At 65.5% G+C, this 24,885-nt stretch carries 32 protein-coding genes and 1 pseudogene; 18 read left to right on the forward strand and 15 right to left on the reverse strand.

The window, feature by feature from the left end:
• From AWC06_RS07915 to AWC06_RS07930, 4 genes are all read left to right on the forward strand, one after another.
• Positions 1–165, forward strand: a 165-nt coding sequence (locus AWC06_RS07915; protein ID WP_211281934.1) for a WXG100 family type VII secretion target, incomplete at its 5' end; no start/stop codon positions are given.
• Between the two features lie 361 nt (positions 166–526).
• The gene (locus tag AWC06_RS07920) at positions 527–730 is read left to right on the forward strand and encodes a PPE family protein, SVP subgroup (RefSeq protein ID WP_244899051.1); all 204 of its coding nucleotides are present in this window, start codon (positions 527–529) and stop codon (positions 728–730) included.
• Positions 694–909, forward strand: a complete 216-nt coding sequence (locus tag AWC06_RS23945; protein ID WP_227371145.1) for an SHOCT domain-containing protein — start codon at positions 694–696, stop codon at positions 907–909. The genes AWC06_RS07920 and AWC06_RS23945 overlap by 37 nt, the downstream gene beginning before the upstream one ends.
• A gap of 76 nt (positions 910–985) precedes the next feature.
• Positions 986–2,602, forward strand: coding sequence for a DUF389 domain-containing protein (locus AWC06_RS07930; RefSeq protein ID WP_085196144.1), 1,617 nt, complete (start codon positions 986–988; stop codon positions 2,600–2,602).
• A 191-nt stretch (positions 2,603–2,793) separates the two neighbouring features.
• Here AWC06_RS07930 and AWC06_RS23585 read toward each other — a convergent pair.
• The 4 genes and pseudogenes from AWC06_RS23585 to AWC06_RS07950 all read right to left on the reverse strand — a co-directional run.
• Positions 2,794–2,944 (reverse strand): annotated as a pseudogene (locus tag AWC06_RS23585) (metal-sensing transcriptional repressor); the annotation flags it as partial.
• 563 nt (positions 2,945–3,507) lie between these two features.
• A complete protein-coding gene (locus tag AWC06_RS07940) occupies positions 3,508–4,257 on the reverse strand; it encodes a fluoroquinolone transporter permease (RefSeq protein WP_085196148.1) in 750 nt (249 codons plus the stop codon).
• Positions 4,257–4,970: a fluoroquinolone export ABC transporter permease subunit gene (locus tag AWC06_RS07945; RefSeq protein WP_085196150.1), complete on the reverse strand. Its 714-nt coding sequence runs from the start codon at positions 4,968–4,970 to the stop codon at positions 4,257–4,259. The genes AWC06_RS07940 and AWC06_RS07945 overlap by 1 nt, the downstream gene beginning before the upstream one ends.
• The gene (locus AWC06_RS07950) at positions 4,967–5,872 is read right to left on the reverse strand and encodes an ABC transporter ATP-binding protein (protein WP_085196588.1); all 906 of its coding nucleotides are present in this window, start codon (positions 5,870–5,872) and stop codon (positions 4,967–4,969) included. Before AWC06_RS07950 ends, AWC06_RS07945 begins: the two co-directional genes overlap by 4 nt.
• A gap of 159 nt (positions 5,873–6,031) precedes the next feature.
• Between AWC06_RS07950 and AWC06_RS07955 the strand changes: the two genes are divergently transcribed.
• Positions 6,032–6,493 (forward strand): GbsR/MarR family transcriptional regulator, encoded by a 462-nt coding sequence (locus AWC06_RS07955; RefSeq protein WP_169715323.1) that lies wholly within the window; start codon positions 6,032–6,034, stop codon positions 6,491–6,493.
• Here AWC06_RS07955 and AWC06_RS07960 read toward each other — a convergent pair.
• On the reverse strand, positions 6,490–7,662 hold the full coding sequence (locus AWC06_RS07960) for a class I SAM-dependent RNA methyltransferase (RefSeq protein ID WP_085196152.1): 1,173 nt from the start codon (positions 7,660–7,662) through the stop codon (positions 6,490–6,492). The two genes, AWC06_RS07955 and AWC06_RS07960, sit on opposite strands and share 4 nt — an antisense overlap.
• On the reverse strand, positions 7,659–9,653 hold the full coding sequence (locus AWC06_RS07965; protein WP_085196154.1) for an APC family permease: 1,995 nt from the start codon (positions 9,651–9,653) through the stop codon (positions 7,659–7,661). Before AWC06_RS07965 ends, AWC06_RS07960 begins: the two co-directional genes overlap by 4 nt.
• A gap of 132 nt (positions 9,654–9,785) precedes the next feature.
• Between AWC06_RS07965 and AWC06_RS07970 the strand changes: the two genes are divergently transcribed.
• On the forward strand, positions 9,786–10,457 hold the full coding sequence (locus tag AWC06_RS07970; protein ID WP_139819962.1) for a potassium channel family protein: 672 nt from the start codon (positions 9,786–9,788) through the stop codon (positions 10,455–10,457).
• On the forward strand, positions 10,454–11,116 hold the full coding sequence (locus AWC06_RS07975; RefSeq protein WP_085196156.1) for a potassium channel family protein: 663 nt from the start codon (positions 10,454–10,456) through the stop codon (positions 11,114–11,116). Before AWC06_RS07970 ends, AWC06_RS07975 begins: the two co-directional genes overlap by 4 nt.
• Here AWC06_RS07975 and AWC06_RS07980 read toward each other — a convergent pair.
• On the reverse strand, positions 11,067–11,702 hold the full coding sequence (locus AWC06_RS07980) for a DUF3159 domain-containing protein (RefSeq protein ID WP_085196594.1): 636 nt from the start codon (positions 11,700–11,702) through the stop codon (positions 11,067–11,069). The two genes, AWC06_RS07975 and AWC06_RS07980, sit on opposite strands and share 50 nt — an antisense overlap.
• Before the next feature lie 35 nt (positions 11,703–11,737).
• Complete coding sequence (locus tag AWC06_RS07985; RefSeq protein ID WP_085196158.1) at positions 11,738–12,109, reverse strand: OB-fold nucleic acid binding domain-containing protein; 372 nt, start codon at positions 12,107–12,109, stop codon at positions 11,738–11,740.
• Positions 12,110–12,231: 122 nt separating this feature from the next.
• On the opposite strand from AWC06_RS07985, the gene AWC06_RS07990 reads away from it, so the two are divergent.
• On the forward strand, positions 12,232–12,933 hold the full coding sequence (locus tag AWC06_RS07990; RefSeq protein WP_085196160.1) for an alpha/beta fold hydrolase: 702 nt from the start codon (positions 12,232–12,234) through the stop codon (positions 12,931–12,933).
• Here AWC06_RS07990 and AWC06_RS07995 read toward each other — a convergent pair.
• Both AWC06_RS07995 and dut read right to left on the reverse strand, forming a co-directional pair.
• Positions 12,930–13,685, reverse strand: a complete 756-nt coding sequence (locus tag AWC06_RS07995; RefSeq protein ID WP_085196162.1) for a DUF3710 domain-containing protein — start codon at positions 13,683–13,685, stop codon at positions 12,930–12,932. The genes AWC06_RS07990 and AWC06_RS07995 overlap by 4 nt on opposite strands.
• Positions 13,685–14,149: a dUTP diphosphatase gene (gene dut, locus AWC06_RS08000; protein WP_085196163.1), complete on the reverse strand. Its 465-nt coding sequence runs from the start codon at positions 14,147–14,149 to the stop codon at positions 13,685–13,687. Before dut ends, AWC06_RS07995 begins: the two co-directional genes overlap by 1 nt.
• A 25-nt stretch (positions 14,150–14,174) precedes the next feature.
• On the opposite strand from dut, the gene AWC06_RS08005 reads away from it, so the two are divergent.
• On the forward strand, positions 14,175–14,651 hold the full coding sequence (locus tag AWC06_RS08005; RefSeq protein ID WP_085196165.1) for a DUF3093 domain-containing protein: 477 nt from the start codon (positions 14,175–14,177) through the stop codon (positions 14,649–14,651).
• Between the two features lie 18 nt (positions 14,652–14,669).
• Here AWC06_RS08005 and AWC06_RS08010 read toward each other — a convergent pair whose 3' ends face one another.
• The gene (locus AWC06_RS08010) at positions 14,670–14,972 is read right to left on the reverse strand and encodes a DUF4193 domain-containing protein (protein WP_069396609.1); all 303 of its coding nucleotides are present in this window, start codon (positions 14,970–14,972) and stop codon (positions 14,670–14,672) included.
• Positions 14,973–15,149: 177 nt separating this feature from the next.
• On the opposite strand from AWC06_RS08010, the gene cei reads away from it, so the two are divergent.
• Positions 15,150–15,800: an envelope integrity protein Cei gene (gene cei / locus AWC06_RS08015; protein WP_085196167.1), complete on the forward strand. Its 651-nt coding sequence runs from the start codon at positions 15,150–15,152 to the stop codon at positions 15,798–15,800.
• A 7-nt stretch (positions 15,801–15,807) separates the two neighbouring features.
• Here the strand turns inward: cei and AWC06_RS08020 are convergent, their stop codons facing one another.
• Entirely contained in the window at positions 15,808–16,680 is an 873-nt protein-coding gene (locus AWC06_RS08020) for an inositol monophosphatase family protein (protein WP_085196169.1), read from the reverse strand.
• Between the two features lie 122 nt (positions 16,681–16,802).
• Between AWC06_RS08020 and ppgK the strand changes: the two genes are divergently transcribed.
• From ppgK to AWC06_RS08035, 3 genes are all read left to right on the forward strand, one after another.
• A complete protein-coding gene (ppgK, locus tag AWC06_RS08025) occupies positions 16,803–17,612 on the forward strand; it encodes a polyphosphate--glucose phosphotransferase (protein ID WP_085196171.1) in 810 nt (269 codons plus the stop codon).
• 189 nt (positions 17,613–17,801) lie between these two features.
• Positions 17,802–19,451, forward strand: a complete 1,650-nt coding sequence (locus AWC06_RS08030) for an RNA polymerase sigma factor (protein ID WP_139819963.1) — start codon at positions 17,802–17,804, stop codon at positions 19,449–19,451.
• A 195-nt stretch (positions 19,452–19,646) separates the two neighbouring features.
• Entirely contained in the window at positions 19,647–20,456 is an 810-nt protein-coding gene (locus AWC06_RS08035; RefSeq protein ID WP_085196175.1) for a mycofactocin-coupled SDR family oxidoreductase, read from the forward strand.
• A 54-nt stretch (positions 20,457–20,510) separates the two neighbouring features.
• On the opposite strand, the gene AWC06_RS08040 is transcribed toward AWC06_RS08035, so the two are convergent.
• On the reverse strand, positions 20,511–20,930 hold the full coding sequence (locus AWC06_RS08040; RefSeq protein WP_085196177.1) for a nuclear transport factor 2 family protein: 420 nt from the start codon (positions 20,928–20,930) through the stop codon (positions 20,511–20,513).
• Between the two features lie 40 nt (positions 20,931–20,970).
• Between AWC06_RS08040 and AWC06_RS08045 the strand changes: the two genes are divergently transcribed.
• Positions 20,971–21,348, forward strand: coding sequence for a RidA family protein (locus AWC06_RS08045; protein WP_085196179.1), 378 nt, complete (start codon positions 20,971–20,973; stop codon positions 21,346–21,348).
• On the opposite strand, the gene AWC06_RS08050 is transcribed toward AWC06_RS08045, so the two are convergent.
• Complete coding sequence (locus AWC06_RS08050; RefSeq protein WP_085196181.1) at positions 21,338–21,688, reverse strand: DUF952 domain-containing protein; 351 nt, start codon at positions 21,686–21,688, stop codon at positions 21,338–21,340. The genes AWC06_RS08045 and AWC06_RS08050 overlap by 11 nt on opposite strands.
• Positions 21,689–21,814: 126 nt before the next feature.
• On the opposite strand from AWC06_RS08050, the gene AWC06_RS08055 reads away from it, so the two are divergent.
• Together AWC06_RS08055 and AWC06_RS08060 are read left to right on the forward strand one after the other, a co-directional pair.
• The gene (locus AWC06_RS08055) at positions 21,815–22,012 is read left to right on the forward strand and encodes a DUF7455 domain-containing protein (RefSeq protein WP_085196183.1); all 198 of its coding nucleotides are present in this window, start codon (positions 21,815–21,817) and stop codon (positions 22,010–22,012) included.
• A 59-nt stretch (positions 22,013–22,071) separates the two neighbouring features.
• Entirely contained in the window at positions 22,072–23,055 is a 984-nt protein-coding gene (locus tag AWC06_RS08060) for a YihY/virulence factor BrkB family protein (RefSeq protein WP_085196185.1), read from the forward strand.
• Here the strand turns inward: AWC06_RS08060 and AWC06_RS08065 are convergent.
• On the reverse strand, positions 23,042–23,281 hold the full coding sequence (locus AWC06_RS08065) for a DUF3039 domain-containing protein (protein WP_085196187.1): 240 nt from the start codon (positions 23,279–23,281) through the stop codon (positions 23,042–23,044). The genes AWC06_RS08060 and AWC06_RS08065 overlap by 14 nt on opposite strands.
• 54 nt (positions 23,282–23,335) lie before the next feature.
• On the opposite strand from AWC06_RS08065, the gene AWC06_RS08070 reads away from it, so the two are divergent.
• Together AWC06_RS08070 and sigB are read left to right on the forward strand one after the other, a co-directional pair.
• On the forward strand, positions 23,336–23,740 hold the full coding sequence (locus tag AWC06_RS08070; protein ID WP_085196189.1) for a DUF3099 domain-containing protein: 405 nt from the start codon (positions 23,336–23,338) through the stop codon (positions 23,738–23,740).
• A gap of 118 nt (positions 23,741–23,858) precedes the next feature.
• Entirely contained in the window at positions 23,859–24,848 is a 990-nt protein-coding gene (gene sigB / locus AWC06_RS08075; RefSeq protein ID WP_085196191.1) for a sigma-70 family RNA polymerase sigma factor SigB, read from the forward strand.
• The last annotated feature ends 37 nt before the right edge of the window (positions 24,849–24,885 follow it).

Genomic DNA, 24,885 nt, shown 5'->3' on the forward strand with positions numbered 1-24,885 from the left:
TTCTGGGGCGGGGCGGGCTCGGTGGCCTGCCAGGAGTTCATCACCCAGTTGGGTCGCAACTTCCAGGTGATCTACGAGCAGGCCAACCAGCACGGCTCCAAGGTGCAAACCGCCGGGTCCAACATGGCCTCCACCGACGCCGCCGTCGGCTCCAGCTGGGCCTAACCGCCGCCCGATTAACAGGTAAGCCGCACGGCGCGAAGATGAGGAATTTGCGGCCCGCTACTCGTCAGCACCTGGTTTATCCTTCAATTCCGCGCCATCTTCCGGTCGCGGTGTCACGCTGCCAGGTTGGTTTTTCGCGCCGAGTTGATCGGGTATGCAAGCAGTTTGATGCGAGCGCTGTGATTCGTGCGAGCACCAATCCAGGATCACATCAGCAAAGCGGTGCGGCCAAAATGAATCGAACGAGCGCGACCGGCGGTGGGCCAATGTTAGTCGATAACCGCTTCACCGAAGTCTGTGGTGCGTCGAGGCAGGAGGCGTGTACCCCGGGTGGGGCATTGCTCCGCCGATGTCCGCGAGCATGGGTCAGGCCGGCTCGGTCCGCGCGTTGTCGATTCCGCAGTCATGGGCAGCAGCGGCTCCGGCGTTCCGCCAAGTCGCCACGGCACTGCCGATGACCAGCGCCACCGCGGCCCCAGAAGTTGCAGCAGCAAGTTCGGGCCGGCTTTCAGCGACATGGCCCCCAGTATGGCCGGGCGGGCCCTGGGCGGCACGACCGGTCTAGGCCGCCGGGAACGCGCGTCGCCGGATGCTCGCCCAAGGGCCGAATCACCGCGGCGGCCGCCGAGCGGCCCAGTGACGAGAACCGCGGCCGAACTACGCGAACTCGCCGAACTACGAGACTCCGGGATTCTTACCGAGGAGGAATTCACCCAGCAAAAGCGACGCCTTCTCGGTCAGTAACAGCGCGCGTCGCCGGATGCAGTGCGTCGATGAGCTCTGCTCGGTGTTGGCTCCGTAATAGCGTGGCCGCGGTTTGATGGGCGACACCAGCGGGCAGCCGATGTCAGCGTTGACGGAATCGAGGGCGACGGTGGGGACGAGCGCGGTGACCCGGCTGGCAGGCCGGATGGTATCGAAAGTGTCGTGGCCGGTATATCAGCTACCCGACGAGGATCGCCGTTCGGTCATCGGCGCCCTGATGGTTTCGCCGTCGAGCGCAGCGATATGGCGATTCGCCGTCTTGATGCTGCTGTCAAGCCTGGTTGCGGCGATCGGGCTGCTGCAGAATTCCGCAGCAGTCGTGATCGGCGCGATGATGATCGCGCCGCTGATGTCACCGATCATGGGCATCGCAAGCTGTCTGATCATGGGATGGGGACATCGGCTGTTGGGCGGCTTGGCGCTGGTATCGGTTTCGGTCGCAGGTGCCGTCGCGGTGGGATGGTTCTTCGCCGTCTTGCTACCCCCAGCGGGAACCGGGCTGCCTGCCGAAGTTGTCGCACGGTCCAGCCCCGACATTCGAGACCTGCTGGTTGCGTTGGCAGCCGGCGCCGCCGGAGCGATCGCCACCGTGCACAAACAGATCTCCGTGGCGTTGCCCGGTGTTGCGGTCGCTGTCGCGATCGTCCCGCCACTAGCGGCAATAGGCGTCCTGTTGGGTCGCGGGCAACCGGAGTTGGCTCGTGGCGCGGCGCTGCTGTTTCTGACGAACTTAGTCGGCATCGTGCTGATGGCAGCGGTGGTGTTCCTGCTGACCGGCATAGTGCCTGGCGACACGTTCCGTACCCGTCGCGGCCAGATTCTTACTTCTCTGGCTATCGCCGCCCTTTGCGCACTGGCCGTCGCCTTGATCCTCACGCCGCGCTTTATCGCTGTGACCCGCCAGGCCCACGAACTCAAGGTCGCCACACAGACGATCACAGATCTCCTCGACTCTGGCAGCCGACTCAGCCGCATCACTACTTCTGACAACACGATTCGGGCCGACATCACTGGCCCCACTGCTCCCCCACCGATACAAAAGGTGGCGGCCACGCTCAGTCGCGCGCTGGGCCATCCGGTTACGGTGCAGCTGGGTTGGATACCGATGCGGGACCCGAAGCGCAACCAGCCCGACACGCCGCAGCTGCCGTTGAACGAGCTGAGCCCATTGATCGAAAAGTGGCTAGCCGCACAATCATTGAGTTTGAAAGGCCTCAGTTACGAGTCCGGGACATTGGTTGTCTCCACCGCCGGCCCGCATCCACCCAAGAGTTCGGAAAACCTGACGACGCTGATCCGTGCGCGCTACAACCAACGCGTCCCGGTCAGTCTGGCCTGGACCCGAACTCCCGGGACCATCGGCTCCAATGGCGGGGAAGCAGCACTCACTACCGCGCGCGACACCGCCGACAAATGGGCATCGTCCAGACCGGGCACCACCGTCTTGAGTGTTGACGGGTCCTCCGCGGCGGTCACGGTCACCTTAATCGGCCAGACCCAACCGGACGTCGTCACCCTGCGAACTGACCTTCAGACCGCACTTCCGCAAGCCGCGATCACCATTCAGTGGGTATCCGGGGGCCTATTGGTTGTGGCCACGCCCACATCGACACCCACGCCCACGGCAGGTCCCACACCGACAACGAGTCCGGCAACGACACCGCCGCGATAGCTCGAGGCGGACTGGACCCCGACTGGCGAATACAAACCGCGCATGTACCCGGCCCTCACATGCACTTCGCGTGGAAGCGACGCAACAATGGCTGTGCCATCGGCAGGTTCTGACCTTCCCGACGGCCTATCTCGGGTTCCATGTGAGGCGCGTCTGTTACCAGTTGAGCGAGTCGGCCCGCGTTCGACGTCGGAGATCGCGCGGCTCACGCGGTGGCAGATTTGTTGCTCGAGCAGGTTGAGCGCCACTGACCGCAGGGCAATGTGGACCCGCGCTGATCTTTGTGAGCACGTCAATGCAGTACTTGTGTTCGTCGATCATCTTCGCGATGCCACGTAAACGTCGGGTCGCTGGAGACGACCGTACGGGAAGGCAGGTGATGGCATGGGCGAAAAGGTCAGCAGCGCCGAAGTGCCAGTCAGCCAGGACGTGTCGGCTGCCGTGGCGGTGCGCCCAACGATGGCGCCGACCGCGACGGCCGTGACCCAATCAAACGGTGTGAATTCGGAGATGGTAGGCGTCAGGGTCATCCGGAAAGCGATTGCTCTAATGGCGAATAGGGCAACCGCCTTGAGCGCTGAGTATGCGGCGGGACGCCAGCGTCGACTAGCTGCGCCAGCACCGCGTTCATGACGAGCACTATGTCTTTCACCATCTTTCATCTCCTACCCATGATGAGCGGATCGCCCCACCCGGTTACCGTCCGGCCGGGCTGAGTCCGCTGTGCGAATATTCCCGCCGCAACGCTGAGGCCATCCTTGTCGGAGCGAGCCAATGAACCCTCCCACGCCATCCGGCCCGATATAGCATCACGTCCGCAAAACTCGTCCCAAACGACAAACATTGCAATGGTTTGACCTGCGCAGCGGCCACCCCCGCCGCCCACGGATGTTGGCAGCGCGAGCTCACATGTACTTGCCCCGGAATCGGCGATACAACGGCCAAGCAACAGCCAAGTTGTAGACGGTGCCGGCGAGAAGGTATGGCCACCAGGTGCCGCGGTCGCTGGCGACCCAGAATGCCTTGGCGGCCCAATACGGCGGCAGCACCCCGAATGCCAGATTCCAGCCGGAGTGAATGAACCACGGCAGGCACGGCAGGCCAGCGATGAGCATCCCAAGGGCTCGCACCGCCGCCAAACCCTGAATCTTGTTGTTCGCCATGGCAAGAATCAGCAGCAGGGTCACAACGGCCGACAGCCCGGCCAACAGTCCGATGGGGATCAGCAGTGGAGCAAGGCCCGGTTCCAGTAGCCCGCTGAGCGACATGGTCGCGACCACGTAGGCAGTCGTGACGACCAGCACCGTGCACGCGCGATACCCGAACAAAATCGACAGCGGCACCGGCGTAACCCGCAGCGCCGTCAACGTGCCTGCGTCGACCTCGTCGAGCATTAGGAATGCTGCCAGTCCACCTGCAATGATGATGCTTGTCAGCAGCAGAAACGCTGTGAGAACCAGTGGATAGTAGGGCACCAGGTCGAACTCGTAACGGTTGGCGACCATCCTGGTAAACAACGGCGTGAGCAGCGCGACGCCGGTGGTCCAGATAACGGGAGCGAGGACGATCATGACGAGCAGCGGATCGCGATAGGTACCGCGAATGTCGTTGCGGCCGAAGGCGCTCAATGCCCGGGCACCGACGCTTTTGACCATTAAAGGACACCACACCTTTCGATGACGTAACGGCCGAACATCGTCTTAGCCGCCCGGCACAACGCCACCACCCATGCGACCGGATAAGCCACCGCATAGAACACTTGCAATGGCGCCAAGCTCACCTGGTCGAACGCGGCCCCCAGCAGTAGCAGTGGTCCCTGCGTGGGCATCAGGTAGAGGATCGGGTTCGCCCACAAGCCGGAATAGTGCACGATCGGCGGCACCAGCATCAGCGCGAGCGGGATGGTCGCCGTCAAGAACCAATCGGTCACCGAGGAGAACGGCAGCGAGGTAACGAATCCCACCAGCAGCATTACTAGCGTCCCGAGCACAATGCCGACTACCAGCGGCGCGGGATGGTAGTCCAGCCCATGCACGATGGTAGCCACAGCCACAGCGACGAAGAGTGAAATGAGCAGCAGCACAGTCAGTTTGGCAGCAAGGTATTCGCCGAACCGTAGCGGTGTAGAAATGATTGCACCGATCGTCCGCTCTTGCTTCTCGAAAAACACAGTGCCCCCGATGAAGAAGAAGCCGATGATTGCGACGTCTCCCATCAGGATGTAAGGCTCAGCGACCGGCCGGATTGCCCGCGACATCGGCAGCAGCACGGCGAGCCAAATCAATCCGGAGAAGACCGCGGCGTGCAGAAACCGCTGCCGGACTTGCAGGGTCAGCTCGAGCCGCAGCGCGCTTGCGAACCTGGTCATTCCAGTCTCCTGCCGGTGATCTCGACGAAAACATCGTCGAGGCTGGCTTCCCGGCTGTGGATGGTCTCGACGTGGTGACTTCGCAGTAGAGCGTGGAAGGCGGGATCGTCGGCAAGGCCGTCCATGGCGAATTCGGCAGCGTCAAGACGGCCGCTCTCGCCACGGTATTGGACGCGGACTCGGCGCTGGCTGCGGGCGATCTTCAGCTCGCTGGGCTGGTCCAAGGCAACGATCCTGCCATCCACAACGAAGGCCACCCGATCGCACAGCTCGTCGGCGGTCGACATGTCGTGGGTGGTGAGAAAAACAGTGCGGCCACGCGCTTTTATGTCCAGGATCATGTTTTTGACTTTGCGGGCGTTCACCGGGTCCAGGCCGGAAGTTGGTTCGTCCAGAAAGAGCAACTCTGGGTCGTTGATCAGCGACCGCGCAAAGGTCAGCCGCATCTGCATTCCCTTGGAGTATTGGCCCACCCGCGTGTGGGCGTCATCGGCCAGCCCAGCGGCGGTCAGCAACTGCATCGGGTCCAGCGTCACGCCGCCGTACAGCGACGCGAAGAATCGCAGGTTCTCCAGGCCGGTGAGCTTCTGGTAATGGTTGGGCAGCTCGAACGAGACGCCGATGCGCTCGTAGTAGTCAGGCCCCCAGTGCAGGGGATCTCGGCCCCATACCGCCGCCTTGCCGCCATGGCCGCGGAGAAGGCCGATGAGAAGCTTCTGCGTGGTGGACTTCCCCGCGCCGCTGGGACCGAGGAAGCCGAAGATCTCGCCGCGGCCGACAGTGAAGTCCATGCCACGCACCGCGGGCTCGGAGGTTCTCGGATACGTGAAACTGAGGTCGCGAACCTCAATGACCACGGTGCTCACCCTCGAGGATGTGCCTGCCGGCTCGAGTTTCTGCATGCGCTCGTGTTGTTCCTTCCCGGGTGAGCGCGGCGCGCCAGACGGGCTGGCGGGCCACGCGTACGCGGATACCGGTTCCGACCAGACTTCCCGGAGCGCCACCGCCAGCCTAACGGATTTCAGAGATTATTGAAGGCTCTAAATGTTAAGATCGCGTTTGTGAACGAGGCTCCAGATCAGCAGCACGCCGCTGAGCAACTCGCGCTCGTGCTCACTAACCACGGGCTGCAACGGATGACCGCGCGCGTACTGGCCACCCTGCTGTTCACCGAACAGCCCAGCATGACCATGGGTGAGCTGGCCGAGCGGTTGCAGGCCAGCTCCGGTGCGATCTCCGGTGCCATCAAGATGCTCACCTCGGTCGGCCTGGCCGAGCGGGTGCCCGCGCCGGCCAGCCGACGAGACCACTACCGGCTGCGCGACGATGCCTGGGCGACTCTGTTCACCAACCAAAATGTGGTGATATCAGCCATGCAGGCCGCAGCGGAAGCCGGGATCGCGGCGACGGAACCGGACAGCCTTGCACGACAACGACTTACACGCATGCATGACTTCTACGCCTTCCTACTCGACAAGATCCCGGCCGTGCTGGAGCGCTGGCAGCAGCGCTCACCGCACTAGCGGCTCAATAGCGCGACGCACTCGACGTGATGGGTGAGCGGGAACGAGTCGAATAGCCGGATCTCCTCCACGGCGTAGCCGTGGTTGCGGTACAGGCCGATATCACGGGCGAATGACGCTGCCTCACAACCGATGTGCACCACCCGCGGAACCTCGGCGGCGGCGAGCAGCTCGATCACCTCGCGTCCGGCGCCGGAGCGCGGCGGGTCAAGCACCGCCACATCGGCGGCGTCGCGTTGCGTGGCCAGTGCCCGACGGACCGAATCGGTGATCACCCGAACCTGCGGGAGATCGGCCAGTGCGGCGCGCGCAGCACGTGACGCGGCCCGCGAATTGTCGACGGTCACCACCCGCCCACGCTCACCCACGCCGTCGCTCAGTACCGCGGCGAACACCCCGACGCCGCCATAGAGATCCCATGCCGTCATGCCGGCGCTCGGTTGAGCCCAGTCGCTGACCAATTCGCTGTAGACCCGCGCGGCGTCGCGGTGGGCCTGCCAGAACGCGGTGACCGGTACCCGCCAGCTGCGCAGGCCCACGCGCTGCACACCCTGGTGGTTGCCCTCGATCACCTCGGTCGCGGTTCGCCGGCCCTGCCGCGCCGTGCACACCACGTGTCGCTCACCGTCGTCGTCGACGACGACGTGCAGGTGTGCGCCGGGCGGCCAGCCGGTGCACACCAGACCGTCGGTCATGCCCGCGGGCAGCTGACCGCAGTGCAGATCGGGAACGAGTTCGTCGCTGTGGTAACGATGAAACCCGGCGCGGCCTTCGGCGCCGACGTCGAGGCGGACCCGGGTGCGCCAACCGGTCGGGGCGGACAACGGCTGGGCCACTCCACGCCACTGGTAGCCGCCCAGCCGGGCCAGTTGATTGGCAACCACATCCGCTTTGAGCGCACGCGCCGCCTCCGGCTCGACAAACGCCAGATCGCAGCACCCGGCGCCGTCCACACCGGCGATCGGGCACAGCGACGCCGTGCGATCGTCGGACGGCTCAATCACCTCGATCGCCTCGGCGTGCCAATAGGAACCGCGCTCGGCGGTGACTCGCACCCGCACCCGCTCCCCGGGCAGCGCGTAGCGGACGAACACGACCCGGCCGTCGTGCCGGGCCACGCAGCTGCCGCCGTTCGCGGGCGCGCCGCAGGTGAGGGTCAGTTCGGTCAATCGAAGATCCCTCGACGCGCATCGCCGGGAGCCGCATGCGGCTCCATCGTCTTGAGCCGCTCCGACGAACTCAGTTGCCACGGAACAGATGTCACCATCACTCCCGGCATGAACAACAATCGCCCCTTCAGCCGCAGCGCGCTCTGGTTGTGCAGCAGCTGCTCCCACCAGTGGCCCACGACATACTCCGGGAGGAAGACCGTAACCACGGTGCGCGGCGATTCCTTGCTGACCCGTTTGACGTAATCCAGTATGGGGCGGGTGATTTCGCGGTACGGCGAGGCGATTACCTTGAGCGGCACACTGATGTCGCTGTCTTCCCATCTGCGTACCAGATCACGGGTTTCCGCGTCATCGACACTTACCGTCACCGCCTCAAGTACGTCGGGCCGGGTCGCCCGGGCGTAGGCCAGCGCCCGCAGCGTCGGCAGATGCAACTTCGACACCAGCACCACGGCATGGTTGCGGCTGGGCAACACGACATCATCGTTCGCGGCGGCCGCCTCCTCCAATTCGTGGCTGACTGTCTCATAATGCTTGCGGATCATTTTCATCATGACGAAAAGCGCCGTCATGGCAACGACGGCGATCCAGGCTCCGGCAACGAATTTCGTCACCAGCACGACAACGAGCACCGTTCCGGTGGATACAAAGCCTATCGTGTTGACGACCCGGGAGCGCATCATCTTGCGCCGTGCGGCAGGGCCGGTCTCGTTGCGCAGCAACCGGTTCCAATGCCGGACCATCCCGATCTGGCTCAGCGTGAACGAGATGAACACCCCGACGATGTACAGCTGGATCAGCGCGGTGACCTGCGCGCGGAACGCGATGATCGCCGCCAGCGCAGCCACCGACAAGAAGACGATGCCGTTGGAGAAGGCCAACCGGTCGCCGCGGGTGTGCAGCTGGCGGGGCAGGTAACTGTGCTGTGCGAGTACCGAACCGAGCACCGGGAAGCCGTTGAACGCGGTGTTGGCCGCCAGCACCAGAATGAGCGCGGTCACCGCAGCGATCATCAGGAAGCCGATCTGGAAGCTACCAAACACGGTCTGCGCGATCTGGGTCACCAGGGTCTTCTGCTGATAGCCCGGCGGGGTTCCGGCGAGCTGCCGGGCGGGGTCGTCGACAATCTTGACCCCGGTTTTCTCGGCGAGCACAATGATGCCCATCAACAGCGTGACGGCGATGGTTCCCAACATCAACAGCGTCGTTGCCGCGTTGCGCGACTTGGGTTTTCGGAACGCCGGCACCCCGTTGCTGATCGCCTCGACACCGGTCAGCGCCGCACACCCCGACGAGAACGACCGCGCCACCAGGAACATCAACGCGAAGCCCGCGATCTGGCTGCGCTCGGCATGCATCTGGAAGCCGGCGGATTCCGCCCGCAGCGGATCACCCAACACATAAATCCGAAACAAGCCCCAGGCGAGCATGATGCCGACCCCGACGATGAATGCGTAAGTGGGCACGGCAAAAGCCACCCCGGACTCGCGTACCCCACGCAGGTTCATCGCCATCACCAACAAAATCGCGCTGACGCAGAACATCACCTTGTGCTCGGCCACGTAAGGGATCGCCGACCCGATGTTCGACATGGCCGACGCCGTCGAAACCGCAACGGTCAGGACATAATCCACCATCAGAGCGGCGGCGACCGTCAGGCCGGCGTTAGCGCCCAGGTTGGTGGTGACCACTTCGTAGTCACCACCGCCGGAGGGATAGGCATGCACGTTCTGCCGGTAGCTGGCCACCACGACCAGCATCACCGCGGCCACCGCCAGACCGATCCACGGCGTCAACGAGTACGCTGCCAGGCCGGCCACCGAGAGCATCAGGAAGACCTCTTCGGGGGCGTAGGCCACTGACGACAGCGCATCGGAGGCGAACACCGGCAACGCGATCCGCTTGGGCAGCAGGGTGTGACTCAGCCGGTCACTGCGGAACGGCCGACCCAGAACCAACCGACGCGCCGCGGTTGAAAGTTTGGACACGAGAGCCAAGACTAAGCCCACCCGGGCCTGCCGGTACCGTTCCCTAGACGAGAATGTTCCGGAGCCAAATCGGCTGGCCATCGTGGTTGGCCGTTGGCCCGACGACCAGGACCCCGGCCGAGAGGACCTCAAGTGCGGGTGGTTGTGATGGGGTGCGGCCGCGTGGGCTCTTCGGTGGCCGACGGGCTGTCCCGGATCGGCCATGACGTCGCGATCATCGACCGCGACGGCACCGCGTTTTACCGTCTGAGCCCGGAATTCTCCGGCGAGCGTGTGTTGGGCCTGGGATTCGACCGAGATGTGCTGCTGCGGGCCGGTATCGAGGAGGCCGACGCCTTCGCAGCCGTGTCGTCCGGCGACAACTCCAACATCATCTCGGCCCGCCTGGCGCGGGAAACCTTTGGCGTGCCGCGCGTTGTGGCGCGCATCTACGACGCCAAACGCGCCGAGGTCTACGAACGGCTCGGCATTCCCACGATCGCGACCGTGCCGTGGACGACCGACCGCCTGCTCAACGCGCTGACCCAGGAGACCGAGACCACCAAGTGGCGAGACCCGACCGGCACCGTCACCGTCACCGAAGTCGTCCTGCACGAGGACTGGGTGGGCCACCGGGCCACCGACCTCGAGGTGGCCACCGGCGCCCGGGTGGCGTTTTTGATCCGGTTCGGCGCCGGTGTGCTTCCGGAACCCAAGACGGTCATCCAGGCCGGGGACAAGGTCTATGTCGCCGCGATATCCGGCCGCGCCGCCGAGGCGGTCGCCATCGCGGCCTTGCCGCCCAGCGAGGACCTGGAACCGTGAAAGTCGCCGTCGCCGGCGCCGGGGCGGTCGGCCGCTCGGTCACCCGCGAACTCGTCGCGGCCGGCCACGACGTATCGCTGATCGAGCGCAACCCCGAGCACATCGACGTCGACGCCATCCCGGCGGCGCACTGGCGACTCGGCGATGCCTGCGAGGTGAGCGTGCTGGAGTCGGTACACCTCGAGGATTTCGATGTGGTGGTCGCCGCCACCGGCGATGACAAGGTCAACGTGGTGCTGTCCCTGCTGGCCAAAACCGAGTTCGCCGTGCCGCGGGTAGTGGCCCGAGTCAACGATCCGCGCAACGAGTGGCTTTTCACCGACGCCTGGGGTGTGGACGTCGCGGTCTCCACCCCACGGATGCTGGCCTCCTTGATCGAGGAGGCCGTCGCCGTCGGCGATCTGGTCCGGCTGATGGAATTCCGCAAGGGACAGGCCAACCTGGTCGAGATCACACTGCCCGACGACACCCCGTGGGCGGGCAAGCCGGTGCGGAAGTTGCAGTTGCCGCGCGACGCCGCGCTCGTGACGATCCTGCGCGGCCCCCGAGTGATCGTGCCGGAGGCCGACGAGCCGCTGGAGGGCGGCGACGAGCTTTTGTTCGTCGCGACTACTGAGGTGGAGGAGGAACTGCGGCAGCTGCTTCTCCCGGCGCAATGACAGCGGCAGCCGGTTGCATCGCCTGCTGCGCCACCTTGATCGCCAGGTAGGTCACCACGGCCGACGCCGCGGTCAGCGGCCAGCCCATCGCGATCCGGGCCACCGTGAGCCAGCCCGTCCGGTCGGCGTCGTAGAGCAACCATTGCACGATGAAGCGAGCACCAAAGACCAGCACCCAGGTGAGCGTGGCGACATCGAACGCGTAGACCGCGCGGCGCACGTCGCGCCAGCCGCGATTTTGGCCGCCGAACCAGCTCCAGATGTACCCGACGACCGGCCGGCGGATCAGCACGGACAGGGCGAACACCGCCGCCCAGAACAGCGACGTCCAAATGCCAAGCAGGAAATAACCTTTGGACTCACCCAACGCATAGGCGATCAGCGCGCAGATGGCCACACCGACCAATCCGGACACCGCCGGCTGCGCGGACTCCCGCCGGATCAGCCGCCACAGCAGAATGAGGGTGGCTGTGCCCAGCGCGGCGCCTACCGCCGTCAACAGTCCCAGCAGTCTCGCGGTGGCCACGAAAACCAGGACCGGCAGCGAGGAATAGATGAGTCCGCTCACGCCACCCAACTGCGCCATCACCCGCTCGGCGTTGGTGCCCTCCACTGGGCGCCTCACCGCTGAATTTCGTAGTGCGGGTTGTAAATCGCCTTGGTCCCGTTTTCCAGCTTGCCGAGCCGGCCCCGCACCCGCAGCGTGCGGCCCGAATCGATTCCGGGAATGCGGCGCTGCCCCAACCACACCAGGGCCACGGTGTCGGTGCCGTCGAACAACTCGGCGCGAACCCCGCCGGCGCAACCCTTGGCGTTGGCTTCCACGCTTCGCAGCGTCCCGACCATCGTGACCTCTTGCCCGCGCTGGCAGTCGATCGCCCGCTGCGCGCCGGTGTTGAGGGCCTCATCGGACAACTCCTCGACGTCGAGTTGCTCCGGGTCCTCGGTCAACCGACGGGTGAGCCGGCGCAGATAATTTTCCGCCGCCGCCATGGCCTCTCCTGACACTGCGATCTAGTTATGCCAACGGACACCGTAGACCCGTTAGTTCCCCGGCGCCACGCGGGCCAGGGGTGTCGTGGGGATACCCATAAAACACCGGGCAGTATCTACGTGTGGCGATCGACCTGCGCGGTGTGACGGCCGTCATGCTGCCGGGAACCGGATCCGACGACGACTACATCGCTCGAGCATTCGCCGGTCCGTTGGGCGATGCCGGTGCGCGGGTGGCGGCGCAGCCCCCACAGCCGGGTCGTCTGATCGGCGGCTACCTCGCCGGCCTTGCCGACGCCGCGCGTTCGGGTCCGATCGCCGTCGGCGGGGTTTCGATCGGTGCCGCGGTGGCCGTCGCGTGGGCGCTGGAGCATCCCGATCGCACGGTGGCGGTGCTGGCCGCATTACCGGCTTGGACCGGCGCCCCGGGCAGCGCACCGGCCGCGCACGCGGCACGGCACACGGCGGACCAGCTACGGCGACATGGTCTGGCGGCAACGACGACGCAGATGCGGGCGTCCAGCCCGCTTTGGCTGGCCGAGGAGCTGGCCCGGTCTTGGCGGGGGCAGTGGCCATACCTGCCGGACACCATGGAGGAAGCGGCGGCCTATGTCGCGCCCACCCGCGCGCAGTTGCACCGGCTGGCGGCGCCGATGGGAATCGCCGCGGCCACCGACGACCCGGTTCACCCCCTGGAAATCGGGCTGGAATGGGCGGCCGCCGCCCCGCACGCGGCGTTGCGCACGGTCACCCTCGATGAGATCGGCGGCAACCCCGCAGCGCTCGGCGCCGCCTGTCTGGCGGCGCTGTGTGAGGCCGGTTAGCCGCCGGTCGTGGTGCTGCGCAGTTGCTGCATCGCCGAACCGGCTGCGCTGCGACGCGCGCTTGGCGCGGGCGGATCCTCTCCCCCGCCGGGCCCACCCTGTTGGGCGGCCTGTTGCGCGGCGGCCTCGCGCAGCTGCGCCGCCATCGGCTCAGGCAGCTGCACCGGCAATGGTGTCCTCACCGGCAACGGCGTGTCGCCGCGGCGAACGACGGTGTCTTCCAAGGCTTTCCGAGCTTCCTCTGTCAGCGCGTCGATGGATTCGGCTGATCCGTTGACCACACACCGGATCATCCAGCGGTAGCCGTCGACCCCGATGAACCGCACCACGCCGGACGCCGTGCCGACGACCTCTCGACCCCACCGGCCGTCCTGGATGGACACCGCTGCGCCGTCTTTTCGCAGCGAATCGGCGAGCTCACCGGCGACCTCACGCCACAAGCCGCTGGTCTTGGGCGCCGCATAGGCGGCGATGGTGAAACGGCCGTTGGGCGTCACCACCCATACCGCGCTCGGGACGCCGGTGTCGGTGAGCTCGATCTGCAGCTGTGCCGTCTCCGGCATCGGCACCAACACCGAGCCGAGGTCGAGGCGGCCCGCCTCCGCGGCCGCGGGATCGTCGAAATCCTCGATGTCGAACGGGCCATCCAGGTCGTCGCCAGCGGCGGGCTCGGTCTCTGGTTCCTGTTGTGCGGCCACGCCTTCCGGCTCGACCGTTGGCTCGTCGTCGGGTTTCCGTTTGCGCAATGCCATCACAAGCTCGCATGTCCGCCGGAGGAGCCGTGGCCGCCGTCACCACGGGAAGTGTTGGCCAGCCCGGCCTCGTCGAATGACGACACTTCGACCGGCTCGACCAACTCGACGCGTTGCACCAGCAACTGGGCGATGCGGTCGCCGCGGTGTATCGCGATCGGCTCGCAGGGGTCGAGGTTGATCAGCGCTACCTTGATCTCGCCCCGATAGCCGGCGTCGATGGTGCCGGGGCTGTTGACAATCGAAAGCCCCACTCGCGCAGCCAATCCCGAACGCGGATGCACCAGCCCGACCATTCCGAACGGGATGGCCACTGCGACCCCTGTCCGCACCAGGGCACGGTGGCCGGGGGCGAGTTCGACGTCTTCGGCGCTGTAGAGATCCACCCCGGCGTCACCGTGGTGGGCGCGGGTGGGCAGCGGAAGCCCGGGGTCCAGACGAACAACCGCCAGACTGGTCGACACGGGGCCACAGATTACCCTTGACCGGGTGTCCGGTACGCGTGTCGCGCCGCAAAGCGTGCGGTATCGCGAGCGTTTGTGGGTGCCCTGGTGGTGGTGGCCGCTGGGTTTCGCGCTGGCGGCGCTGATCGCCCTCGAAGTCAACCAGGGCGTGCCCGCCCTCCCGAACTGGGTGCCGTTTGCGACGCTGTTCGTGGTGGCCGCCGGCGCGTTGCTGTGGTTGGGCCGGGTCGAGATTCGGGTCACCGCCGGTAGCCAGGGAGTCGAATTATGGGCCGGCGAAGCGCATCTGCCCGTCACCGTGATCGCCCGGTCCGCAGACATCCCCCGCTCGGCCAAATCGGCCGCGCTGGGGCGCCAACTCGATCCCGCCGCCTATGTGGTGCACCGGGCGTGGGTCGGCCCGATGGTGCTGATCGTTCTGGATGACGCCGATGACCCGACGCCGTATTGGCTGGTGAGCTGCCGTCACCCGGAGCGGGTGCTGTCGGCCCTGAGGAGCTGAGCGCAGCTTCCACCCCCCTCAGGCCGCGCAGTCGGTACAGATCATCACGCCGTTCTTCTCGCTGGCCAGCCGGCTGCGGTGTTGCACCAGAAAACAACTCGAACAGGTGAACTCGTCAGCCTGCTTCGGAATAACACGAACCGACAGCTCTTCGCCGGACAGGTCGGCGCCGGGAAGCTCGAACGACTCGGCGGACTCCGATTCGTCGACGTCAACCACCGCCGACGCCGCCTCGTTCCGCCGTGCCTTCAGTTCCTCGAGCGAGTCCTCGGAAACGTCGTCGGTCTCGGTGCGCCGTGGGGCGTCATAGTCGGTAGCCATGGGCCTTCGCTCCCCTCGTAACCCTGCAAGCAAAGCTTTGTATCAGCGTCGAACGCATCCACCAAACGATTCGTGCCCATATCCCGGGGTCTTATAGTGTGATTTACGTCACACGTAGTATTTAACCCCGCTGCCGGCCGTTAAACATCGGATTTGCAGTGCGCTTAGAGTGCTCATGTGGTCGCGCAAATCACCGAAGGCACAGCTTTCGACAAGCATGGTCACCCTTTTCGGCGCCGCAATGCCCGGCCGGCCATTTTCGCCCTGATCGTCCTGTCCGTGGTGACGGCGGTGGTGTGGACGATCGCGTTGACCCGTCCGCCCGACGTCCACGAGGCCGCCGCGTGCAACCCGCCGCCACAGCCGGCGGAGCCCGGGCAGCCGCGGCTGGGCACACCGGTGTCGCGCACCACGATGACGGACGTCACGCCGGCCAAGCTGGCCGAGACCAAGATCCGCGTCCTGAACGCCAGCGGGCGAGGCGGGCAGGCCGCCGACGTCGCGGGCGCATTACACGACCTGGGTTTCGCCCAGCCGACAGCGGCGAACGACCCGATCTATGCCAACGCCAAGCTGAATTGCCAGGGGCAGATCCGTTTCGGCGAGGCTGGTCAGGCCGGCGCCGCAGCGGTGTGGCTGGTGGTGCCCTGCGCCGAGTTGTTCCGTGATGAGCGCACCGACGACTCGGTGGACCTCGCTGTCGGCACTGAATTCAACGCGCTGGCACATAGCGATGACATCGAGGCGGTGCTCGCAGGGTTGCGCGAGGGCGCCACGGAACCCGCCGATCCCGCGCTGCTCGCGAAGATCCACGCCGGCACCTGCTGAGTGCCGATCAGCCCGGAATGGGGGCCAGGCCGTCGAATCCCCGCAGCGCGGCCAGCAACTCGTCAGCGATTCCTGGTGCCGCGGCGACCACCAGCCCGGCCGCGCCGGCCGGGTCATCCTGGTCGGGCAACGTCACCCTGGCTCCCGCCTCGGCGGCGATCAGCGCCCCGGCCGCACAATCCCAGACGTGCAGCCCGTGCTCGTAGTAGGCGTCGAGCCGGCCTGCGGCGACCATGCACAAATCCAATGCGGCAGAACCGATCCGACGCACGTCGCGCACCACCGGCAGCATCCTGGCCAGCAGTGCCGCCTGCGCGGTGCGGCGACGGCGAGAGTACGCAAATCCGGTGCCCAGCAATGCCATCGACAATTCGTCGACGGCGGAGCAGCGCAGCGGACGGGTTCCCTGCTCGTCGGTGAGATGCGCGCCCAGTCCGGCGCCGGCCGAATACACCTGCCCGGCGACGACGTCGGCAACCGCACCGGCCACCGACACGCCGTCGATCTGAGCAGCCACCGACACCGAGTAGGCAGGGATCCCGTAGACGAAATTCACCGTGCCGTCGATCGGGTCCAGCACCCACGTCACCGTGTCGGCAGTGGTGGTCGGATCGGCGGGGCCGCCGCCCTCCTCGCCGAGGATCGGGTCGCCGGATCGCAGCTGCGCCAACCGATCCCGCAGCAACCGTTCGGTATCGGTATCGACGACGGTCACCGGGTCGGTCGGGGTTGTCTTGGTTCGCACCGCGTCGCCGGCCCCGGCGCGCGCGTCGCCGCCGAAAACCTCGTTACGACGGCGCCGCACGAACGCCGCAGCTTCCCCGGCCAGCGTTTCAGCCACCGAACGCAGATGGGCCGGTTGGTTCTCAGGCGTGCTCACCGATCCATCGCACCACAGAAGGCGCGCTCTGTTGGGTTCGGAAGCGGCGCCAACACGCCCGCCAACGGCTGGTCCACGCATTAGGGTGTGGGCGGACACCCAAGTCTCGCCGAGGAGATGCGATGACCAGTACCGACGCCACCACCGATTCGACCGAGGCCGACGGGTCCGGCGCCACGGCGCAGCGGCGCAGTTTCGGGGTCGACGTCGGGGGCAGCGGCATCAAGGGCGGGATCGTCGACTTGGACACGGGTCTGCTGATCGGCGAGCGGTTCAAGCTGCTGACACCTCAGCCTGCCACTCCGGCCGCGGTCGCCAAGACGATCGCGGCGGTGGTCAACGAATTCGGGTGGTCCGGCCCGCTCGGGGTGACCTACCCGGGTGTGGTCAAGGACGGTGTCGCGCAAACCGCCGCGAACGTGGACAAATCATGGATCGGGGTCAACGCCCGCGACCTCATCAGCTCGGAACTGGACGGTCGGCAGGTCGCGGTTCTCAACGACGCCGACGCGGCAGGACTGGCGGAAGAGCGCTATGGCGCGGGCAAAGACACCAGCGGCGTGGTGGTGCTGCTCACATTTGGAACCGGGATCGGGTCCGCGGTCATCCACAACGGGATATTGCTCCCCAACACCGAGTTCGGTCACCTCGAGGTCGGTGGCAAAGAGGCCGAACACCGTGCGGCGTCGTCGGTCAGGGACAAGCACGGGTGGAGCTACAAGAAGTGGGCCAAGCAGGTGACGAGGGTGCTAATCGCTTTCGAGGATGCGCTTTGGCCGGAGCTGTTCATCGCCGGGGGCGGCATCAGCCGCAAAGCCGACAAGTGGGTGCCCCTTCTCAAGAACCGGACCCCGGTCGTCCCCGCCGCCCTGCAGAACACCGCCGGAATCGTCGGTGCAGCGATGGCCGCGACGCGCGACGTCACCCACTGATTTGCGCGCTCCGGCGGTGCAATCGCGCACGATCGTTACAATGGTCACCGGCAGCCGCCTGACCGATAGCGGTGAGCATCCAAGCTGATAATCGACGCCGACATTCGACATAGCCGACACCTTCGGTAAAGCATGCCTGCCGCGCCGAAGACTCGGCCCGAGAAACTGAGTCATACCGAAGGGGTTTACGTGGCAGCGACCAAAGCAAGGCCGGCCACCGATGAGCGGGCGAAGCGCACCGCCGCCAAATCCCCCGTCAAAGCCGGGGCGAAGCGATCCGCAACCAAGTCCACGAACGGCTCCGCCGCCAAACGGACCACCAAGCCGACGACGCGAGCCAGCAAGGCACCCGCAAAAACCGCCAAGCCCGCTGCCAAGTCGTCCTCTGCGAAGACCTCATCCGCCAAGTCCGCCTCCGGTAATGGAGTCGCCGGCACGAAAAAGGGCCGTACTGCGGCTAAGAGCGCTCCGGCTAAGAGCACGACGGCCAAGAGCGCTGCGCGCAAGTCGGCGGCGCCCCGTAGCCGCGCGAAGAAGGCCACCTCAGCCAAGGAAGAACCGAAAGCCGTCGAAATCATCGACGAAGACTTGGATGCCGAAGAGTCGATCGATGACCTCGAGGCCGAGCCCGACCTCGACGGTGAACCCGGCGAAGACATCGACATAGATGCCGAAGACCTCAGTCTCGACGACCTCGAGGAAGTGTCGACCGACGGTGACGACGCCGAGGTCGATCAGGTCGACACCGAGGACACCGAAGACGCTGAAGAGACCCCGGCCAAGTTAACCGCCGAGGAAACCGTCGACGACGAGGAGCTCGTCGAGCCGAGCGAAAAAGACAAAGCCTCAGGGGATTTCGTCTGGGACGAGGACGAGTCCGAGGCGCTGCGGCAGGCTCGCAAGGACGCTGAGCTGACGGCGTCGGCTGACTCTGTTCGCGCCTACCTCAAGCAGATCGGGAAGGTGGCGCTGCTCAACGCCGAAGAAGAGGTCGAGCTGGCCAAGCGGATCGAGGCCGGGCTGTACGCCACCCAGCTGATGGCCGAGATGGCTGAGCGCGGCGAGAAGCTACCCGCCGCCCAGCGCCGTGACATGGCGTGGATATGTCGCGACGGTGACCGCGCGAAAAACCATCTGCTGGAAGCCAATCTGCGGCTGGTGGTGTCGCTCGCCAAGCGTTACACCGGCCGAGGCATGGCATTCCTGGACCTGATTCAGGAAGGCAACCTCGGTCTGATCCGCGCGGTCGAGAAGTTCGACTACACCAAGGGATACAAGTTCTCCACCTATGCCACGTGGTGGATCCGCCAGGCGATCACCCGCGCGATGGCCGATCAGGCGCGCACCATCCGCATCCCGGTGCACATGGTCGAGGTAATCAACAAGCTGGGCCGCATCCAGCGCGAGCTGCTGCAGGATCTGGGTCGCGAGCCCACTCCCGAAGAGCTGGCCAAGGAGATGGACATCACGCCCGAAAAAGTGCTGGAGATCCAGCAATACGCCCGTGAGCCGATCTCGTTGGACCAGACCATCGGCGACGAGGGCGATTCTCAGCTCGGCGACTTCATCGAGGACAGCGAAGCGGTGGTGGCCGTGGACGCGGTGTCGTTCACGCTGCTGCAGGACCAACTGCAGTCGGTGCTGGAGACGCTGTCGGAGCGCGAGGCCGGTGTGGTGCGACTGCGCTTCGGGCTCACCGACGGGCAGCCCCGCACGCTTGACGAGATCGGCCAGGTCTACGGCGTCACCCGCGAGCGCATCCGCCAGATCGAGTCCAAGACCATGTCGAAGTTGCGCCACCCCAGCCGTTCACAGGTGCTGCGCGACTACCTGGACTAGCGCAGAAGTGCCATCCGATCAGGATCTGTCTGACTAGCGCCGTCGAGATCACAACAATTGTGTGGATCATCGGGTACCGCGACCGTCAAAGGCAGATACTCAGCTAGCCCCAGCTACGGCGGTTCGAGCAGTTGAGGAGCTGCGACGGCCCAGCTGAGAGACAAGTCGAAGGACTGAGCCGATCGGAGGGTTGTCATGGGTCTGCTTGACGACAAGGTCGCGTTTGTGACCGGCGCGGCGCGCGGTCAAGGCCGCAGCCATGCGGTGCGGCTGGCTCGTGAGGGTGCATCGGTGATCGCGATCGACATTTGCGACGAGGTATCGCCAGACATCACCTATCCGCCTGCCACCGAGGCCGACCTCAAGGAGACCGCCAGCCTGCTCGAGCGAGAGGGCAGGCCGTTCGTCGCCGAAACGGCGGACGTGCGCGATCTCAAGGCCCTCCAACAAATCGTGACCGAGGGCGTCGAGCGTCTCGGCGGGCGGCTGGATGTCGTAGTAGCCAATGCCGGAATCGCCAACTGGGCTCGGTTGTGGGAGATGTCTGAAGCGCAGTGGCTGACGATGGTGGACGTCAACTTGTCGGGTGTCTGGCGAACAATGAAAGCCACTGTCCCACACATGATCTCGGCTGGCAACGGCGGATCGATCGTCTTGATCAGCTCTGTCGCCGGGATCAAGTCATTGCCTGGGCAGGCCCACTACAGTGCGGCCAAGCACGGGGTTGTGGGCCTCACCAAGTCGGCGGCCATCGAGCTAGGCGAATACGGAATTCGCGTGAACTCCGTTCACCCGTGGGGTGTGGCGACACCGATGGGCGTACCGCCAACAGAGTTCCTGACCGAGCATCCCAATTATGTCGTCGCGTTCGGCAGCGTGCTGCCGCCCTATGCGGTGGCCGAGCCGGACGACATCTCCGATGCGGTCCTCTGGCTCGCTTCGGACCAGGCGCGAACGGTGACAGGCACCCAGCTCACTGTCGACATGGGTGCCACCAAGGTCTAGCTGGAAGCGTTCAGCTAGGTGTTCGACGCAACCGGTCAGATCTGATCAGGCCTCTCAGTCGGACCCGAGTCGCTCCAGCTTCCCACTCGGGTCGTAGTACAGCTCCTGGCGCGCGATCCTGCCGTCGCGATAGCGGTAGATCACCACGTAGGTCGAACGCAGGCGTTCCGCGCCCGCGGTCCAGTCGAATTGCACCCGCACGAACGCTGCGTCCCCGCCGGGCGTAATTGCGTGCTCCACTGCCTGGTAGCGGATCGCCTCGCAACCGCGGATCGTGAGTGCGATGAACTCCAATGTGCGCTCGACGCCGTCGATCCGGGTCGGCCAATCGAAAAGTCGTACCGTCGGGCTCACGTACACCACGTCGGGCTGATACAGATCCCGCACGGCCGCCGGATCGCCGTTCGCGAATGCCCGCGCGAAGCGCGCCTCCTGCGCAAGCAGCGCCCCTTCCGAGATGCTGCGCGTGGTCATCGAGGCATGTTAACCGGCGGCGGCCGAGTACCTTGGCCCAATGTCAGCTAGCCGCATCCTCATCTCGTCCGGATCCGATTTCGAAACGGCCGTCGGCTATTCCCGCGCGGTGCGTGTCGGCCCGCACGTCGCGGTAGCGGGAACGACCGGCTCGGGGCCGGCCGACGACATCGGCGCCCAGACCCGAGAAGCGCTGCGACGCATCGAGACTGCGCTCAGCGAGGCGGGCGCGACACTTGCCGACGTCGTGCGCACCCGCATCTACGTCACCGATATCTCGCGCTGGCGCGAGGTCGCAGAAGTTCATGCGGAGGTCTTCGGCGACATCCGTCCCGCGGCCACGATGGTCGAGGCTTCGGCGCTGATCGCGCCCGACCTGTTGGTGGAGATCGAGGCCGACGCCTATCTCACTCGATAGCCGGGAAGCTGCCGTCAGCGTCCGGCCGGTAGCTGGTGACATTGATCACAGCGGCGACCGGCATCGGACCGTACAAATGCGGGAACAGCATCGACTCGGGATCGGTTGGTACTCCCGGCTCCCAACGAACGGGTGAACCCAGCCGGGCCGGATCGACGTGTAACAGCAAAAGGTCGTCCCGACCCCGGTAGAGCCGATTGGCCGGTAGGTGCACCTGTTCAGGGGTGGAGAGGTGGATGAATCCGGTGCTGGCAAGCGACTCGGGCCGTAACTCACCACGGCTCCGCGCGGCCGACCACTCGTCGGCGGAGCACAGGTGCACCAGCACCGCCGGGTTCACAGCGCCATCCTGCCGGATTGGCGTCGCGCAGATGCGTGAGGAACGACACAGCGGGTAAACCCCCTGTGAAGACGGCCAAAAACGTTGTCATCTGAGACAGTGGAAGTAGGCCAGAACGGAGTAGCTATGAACGCGACCCTGACCAGTCCCGAGTTAACCAGGGCTGATCGGTGCGATCGGTGCGGCGCCGCCGCCCGGGTGCGCGCCACGCTGCCCTCTGGCGCGGAACTTCTCTTCTGCCAGCACCACGCCAACGAGCACGAGTCGAAGCTCATTGAATTGTCCGCGGTGCTCGAAGTCAGCGCTGCTCCGCTGGACGCTTAAGACATCTCGCCGTCAGCAATCCGGACGTCAGGACAATCGTCAGGCATTCTGAACCAGTCATGAGCCGCACGACGGTAAAGCCTTCGCGCCACCACATCTGGCGCGTCACCCGCCGGGCGCTCACCAAGAGCTGGGACGACTCGATCTTCTCCGAGTCGGCGCAAGCCGCATTCTGGTCGGCGCTGTCGCTGCCGCCGCTGTTGTTGGGGATGCTGGGCAGCCTGGCCTACGTGGCCCCGCTGTTCGGGCCCGACACGCTGCCCGCCATCGAGCACCGGGTCGTGTCGATGTCCAACAGTGTTTTCTCCCCCAACGTGGTCCACGAGATCATCCAGCCGACCATCGCCGATATCGACCGGGGTGCGCGTGGCGAAGTGGTGTCGCTGGGCTTTCTGATCTCGTTGTGGGCGGGATCGTCGGCGATTTCCGCGTTCGTCGACTCGGTGGTGGAGGCGCATGATCAGACCCCGCTGCGCCATCCGGTGCGGCAACGGCTGTTCGCGCTGTTCCTGTATGTCGTAATGCTGCTGTTCGTGATCGCCACGGCCCCGCTGCTGGTGCGTGGCCCGCGCAAGCTTGCGGAGTTCCTCCCGGACAGCTGGGAAGACCTGTTGAGCTTCGGCTACTACCCGGCGCTGGTCGCCGGGCTGATCATCGCGGTGATGATCCTGTACCGGGTCGCGTTGCCCGAGGCGCTGCCGTCACACCGGTTGATCTTCGGCTCGGTGCTGGCGGCCGTGGTTTTCGTGATCGCCACCGTGGGCCTGCGCATCTACCTGACCTGGATCACCAACACCGGCTATACCTACGGCGCACTGGCCACACCGATCGCGTTTTTGTTGTTCGCCTTTTTCGGCGGCTTCGCCATCATGCTGGGAGCCGAGTTCAATGCCGCCATCCAAGAGGAGTGGCCGGCTCCGGCCACCCATGCTCATCGGTTACGGCGGTGGCTGAAGTCACGCGCGCTTGCCGCCGGCGGCGGTGAGGACACCGACGCGGCGTGCACCGGCAACGTCAATGTCGAACGGGTCAGCTCTTCTTGAGCTGGTCGTAGATCCGCTTGCAGTCTGGGCAGACCGGTGACCCCGGCTTGGCCGACCGTGTCACCGGAAACACCTCGCCGCACAGCGCCACAACGTGCGTCCCCATGACGGCGCTCTCGGCGATCTTGTCCTTCTTGACGTAGTGGAAGTACTTCGGGACGTCGCTGCCGGTCCCGTCGTCGACGCGTTCGTCGGCCTCGGTGCGCTCGATCGTCTGGGTCTGCATACCTCCATATTGTGCCGGAACGCACTCGGCGCGAAAGTGTGGGACAGTGGATAGATGAAGCGCGGCTCCGAGCTGGGTTTCGACGACGACGGTCGGCCGGTACTCATCACCGCCGCCGCACCCTCATACGAAGTGCAGCACCGCGAGCGGGTGCGGAAATACCTGACGCTGATGGCGTTCCGCATTCCGGCGCTGGTGTTGGCCGCCGTCGCCTATGGCGCGTGGCACAACGGTCTGATCTCGCTTCTGATCCTCGTTGCGTCGATCCCGTTGCCGTGGATGGCGGTGCTGATCGCGAACGACCGGCCGCCGCGCCGCGCCGACGAACCCCGGCGATTCGACGCCACCCGGCAGCGCACGCCGCTGTTCCCGACGGCCGAACGCCCGGCGCTCGAGAGGCGCAGTCACCCAGCGCCGCAACCGGAATCGCGCCCCGCGGACAGTGCCGGTTCCGAATAACCGGCCGCCGACGCATCTTCTCAGCACATTCTCAGCTCGCCCACGCATTCGCGCACGTCAAGGGGTGTGAGATAGCTGCCGAATGGGAACTCTTGACTCGGGTTGGTCGTTGGACCACATGACAATGCAAGCCGATCAGGAGGCCGTCATGGCAAATGCCACCACAAGCCGGGTCGACAGTGATCTGGATGCTCAGAGCCCTGCCGCCGACCTGGTGCGCGTGTATCTGAACGGCATCGGCAAAACGGCGTTGCTCAACGCCGCTGATGAGGTCGAGCTCGCCAAGCGCATCGAGGCCGGGCTTTATGCCCAGCATCTGCTGGAGACCCGCAAGCGCCTCGGCGAGAACCGCAAACGCGACTTGGCGATCGTGGTCCGCGACGGCGAAGCTGCACGACGCCATCTGCTCGAAGCCAACTTGCGGCTGGTGGTGTCGTTGGCAAAGCGCTACACCGGTCGGGGAATGCCGCTGCTGGACCTCATCCAGGAAGGCAACCTGGGTCTGATCCGCGCGATGGAGAAGTTCGACTACACAAAGGGATTCAAGTTCTCGACCTACGCGACGTGGTGGATCCGGCAGGCGATCACCAGGGGCATGGCCGACCAGAGCCGCACCATCCGGTTGCCTGTTCACCTGGTCGAGCAGGTGAACAAGCTGGCGCGAATCAAGCGCGAGATGCACCAGAATCTCGGCCGTGAAGCCACCGACGAGGAACTCGCCGCCGAATCCGGCATTCCTGTCGACAAGATCAATGACCTGCTGGAGCACAGCCGCGACCCGGTGAGCCTCGATATGCCGGTCGGCTCCGAGGAGGAGGCGCCGCTGGGCGATTTCATCGAGGACGCCGAAGCGATGTCCGCGGAGAACGCGGTGATCGCCGAACTGCTGCACACCGACATCCGCAGCGTTTTGGCCACGCTCGACGAGCGTGAGCATCAGGTGATCCGGTTGCGCTTCGGTCTCGACGACGGCCAGCCGCGCACCCTGGACCAGATCGGCAAGCTGTTCGGGCTGTCCCGTGAGCGGGTTCGCCAAATCGAGCGTGAAGTGATGGCCAAGCTCCGCAACGGCGACCGCGCCGACCGGTTGCGGTCCTACGCGAGCTGACTTACGGCCTAGACGCAGCAGTATGCCCGCCGCAGCA

The organism is Mycobacterium fragae, assembly GCF_002102185.1.
GTDB lineage: Bacteria > Actinomycetota > Actinomycetes > Mycobacteriales > Mycobacteriaceae > Mycobacterium > Mycobacterium fragae.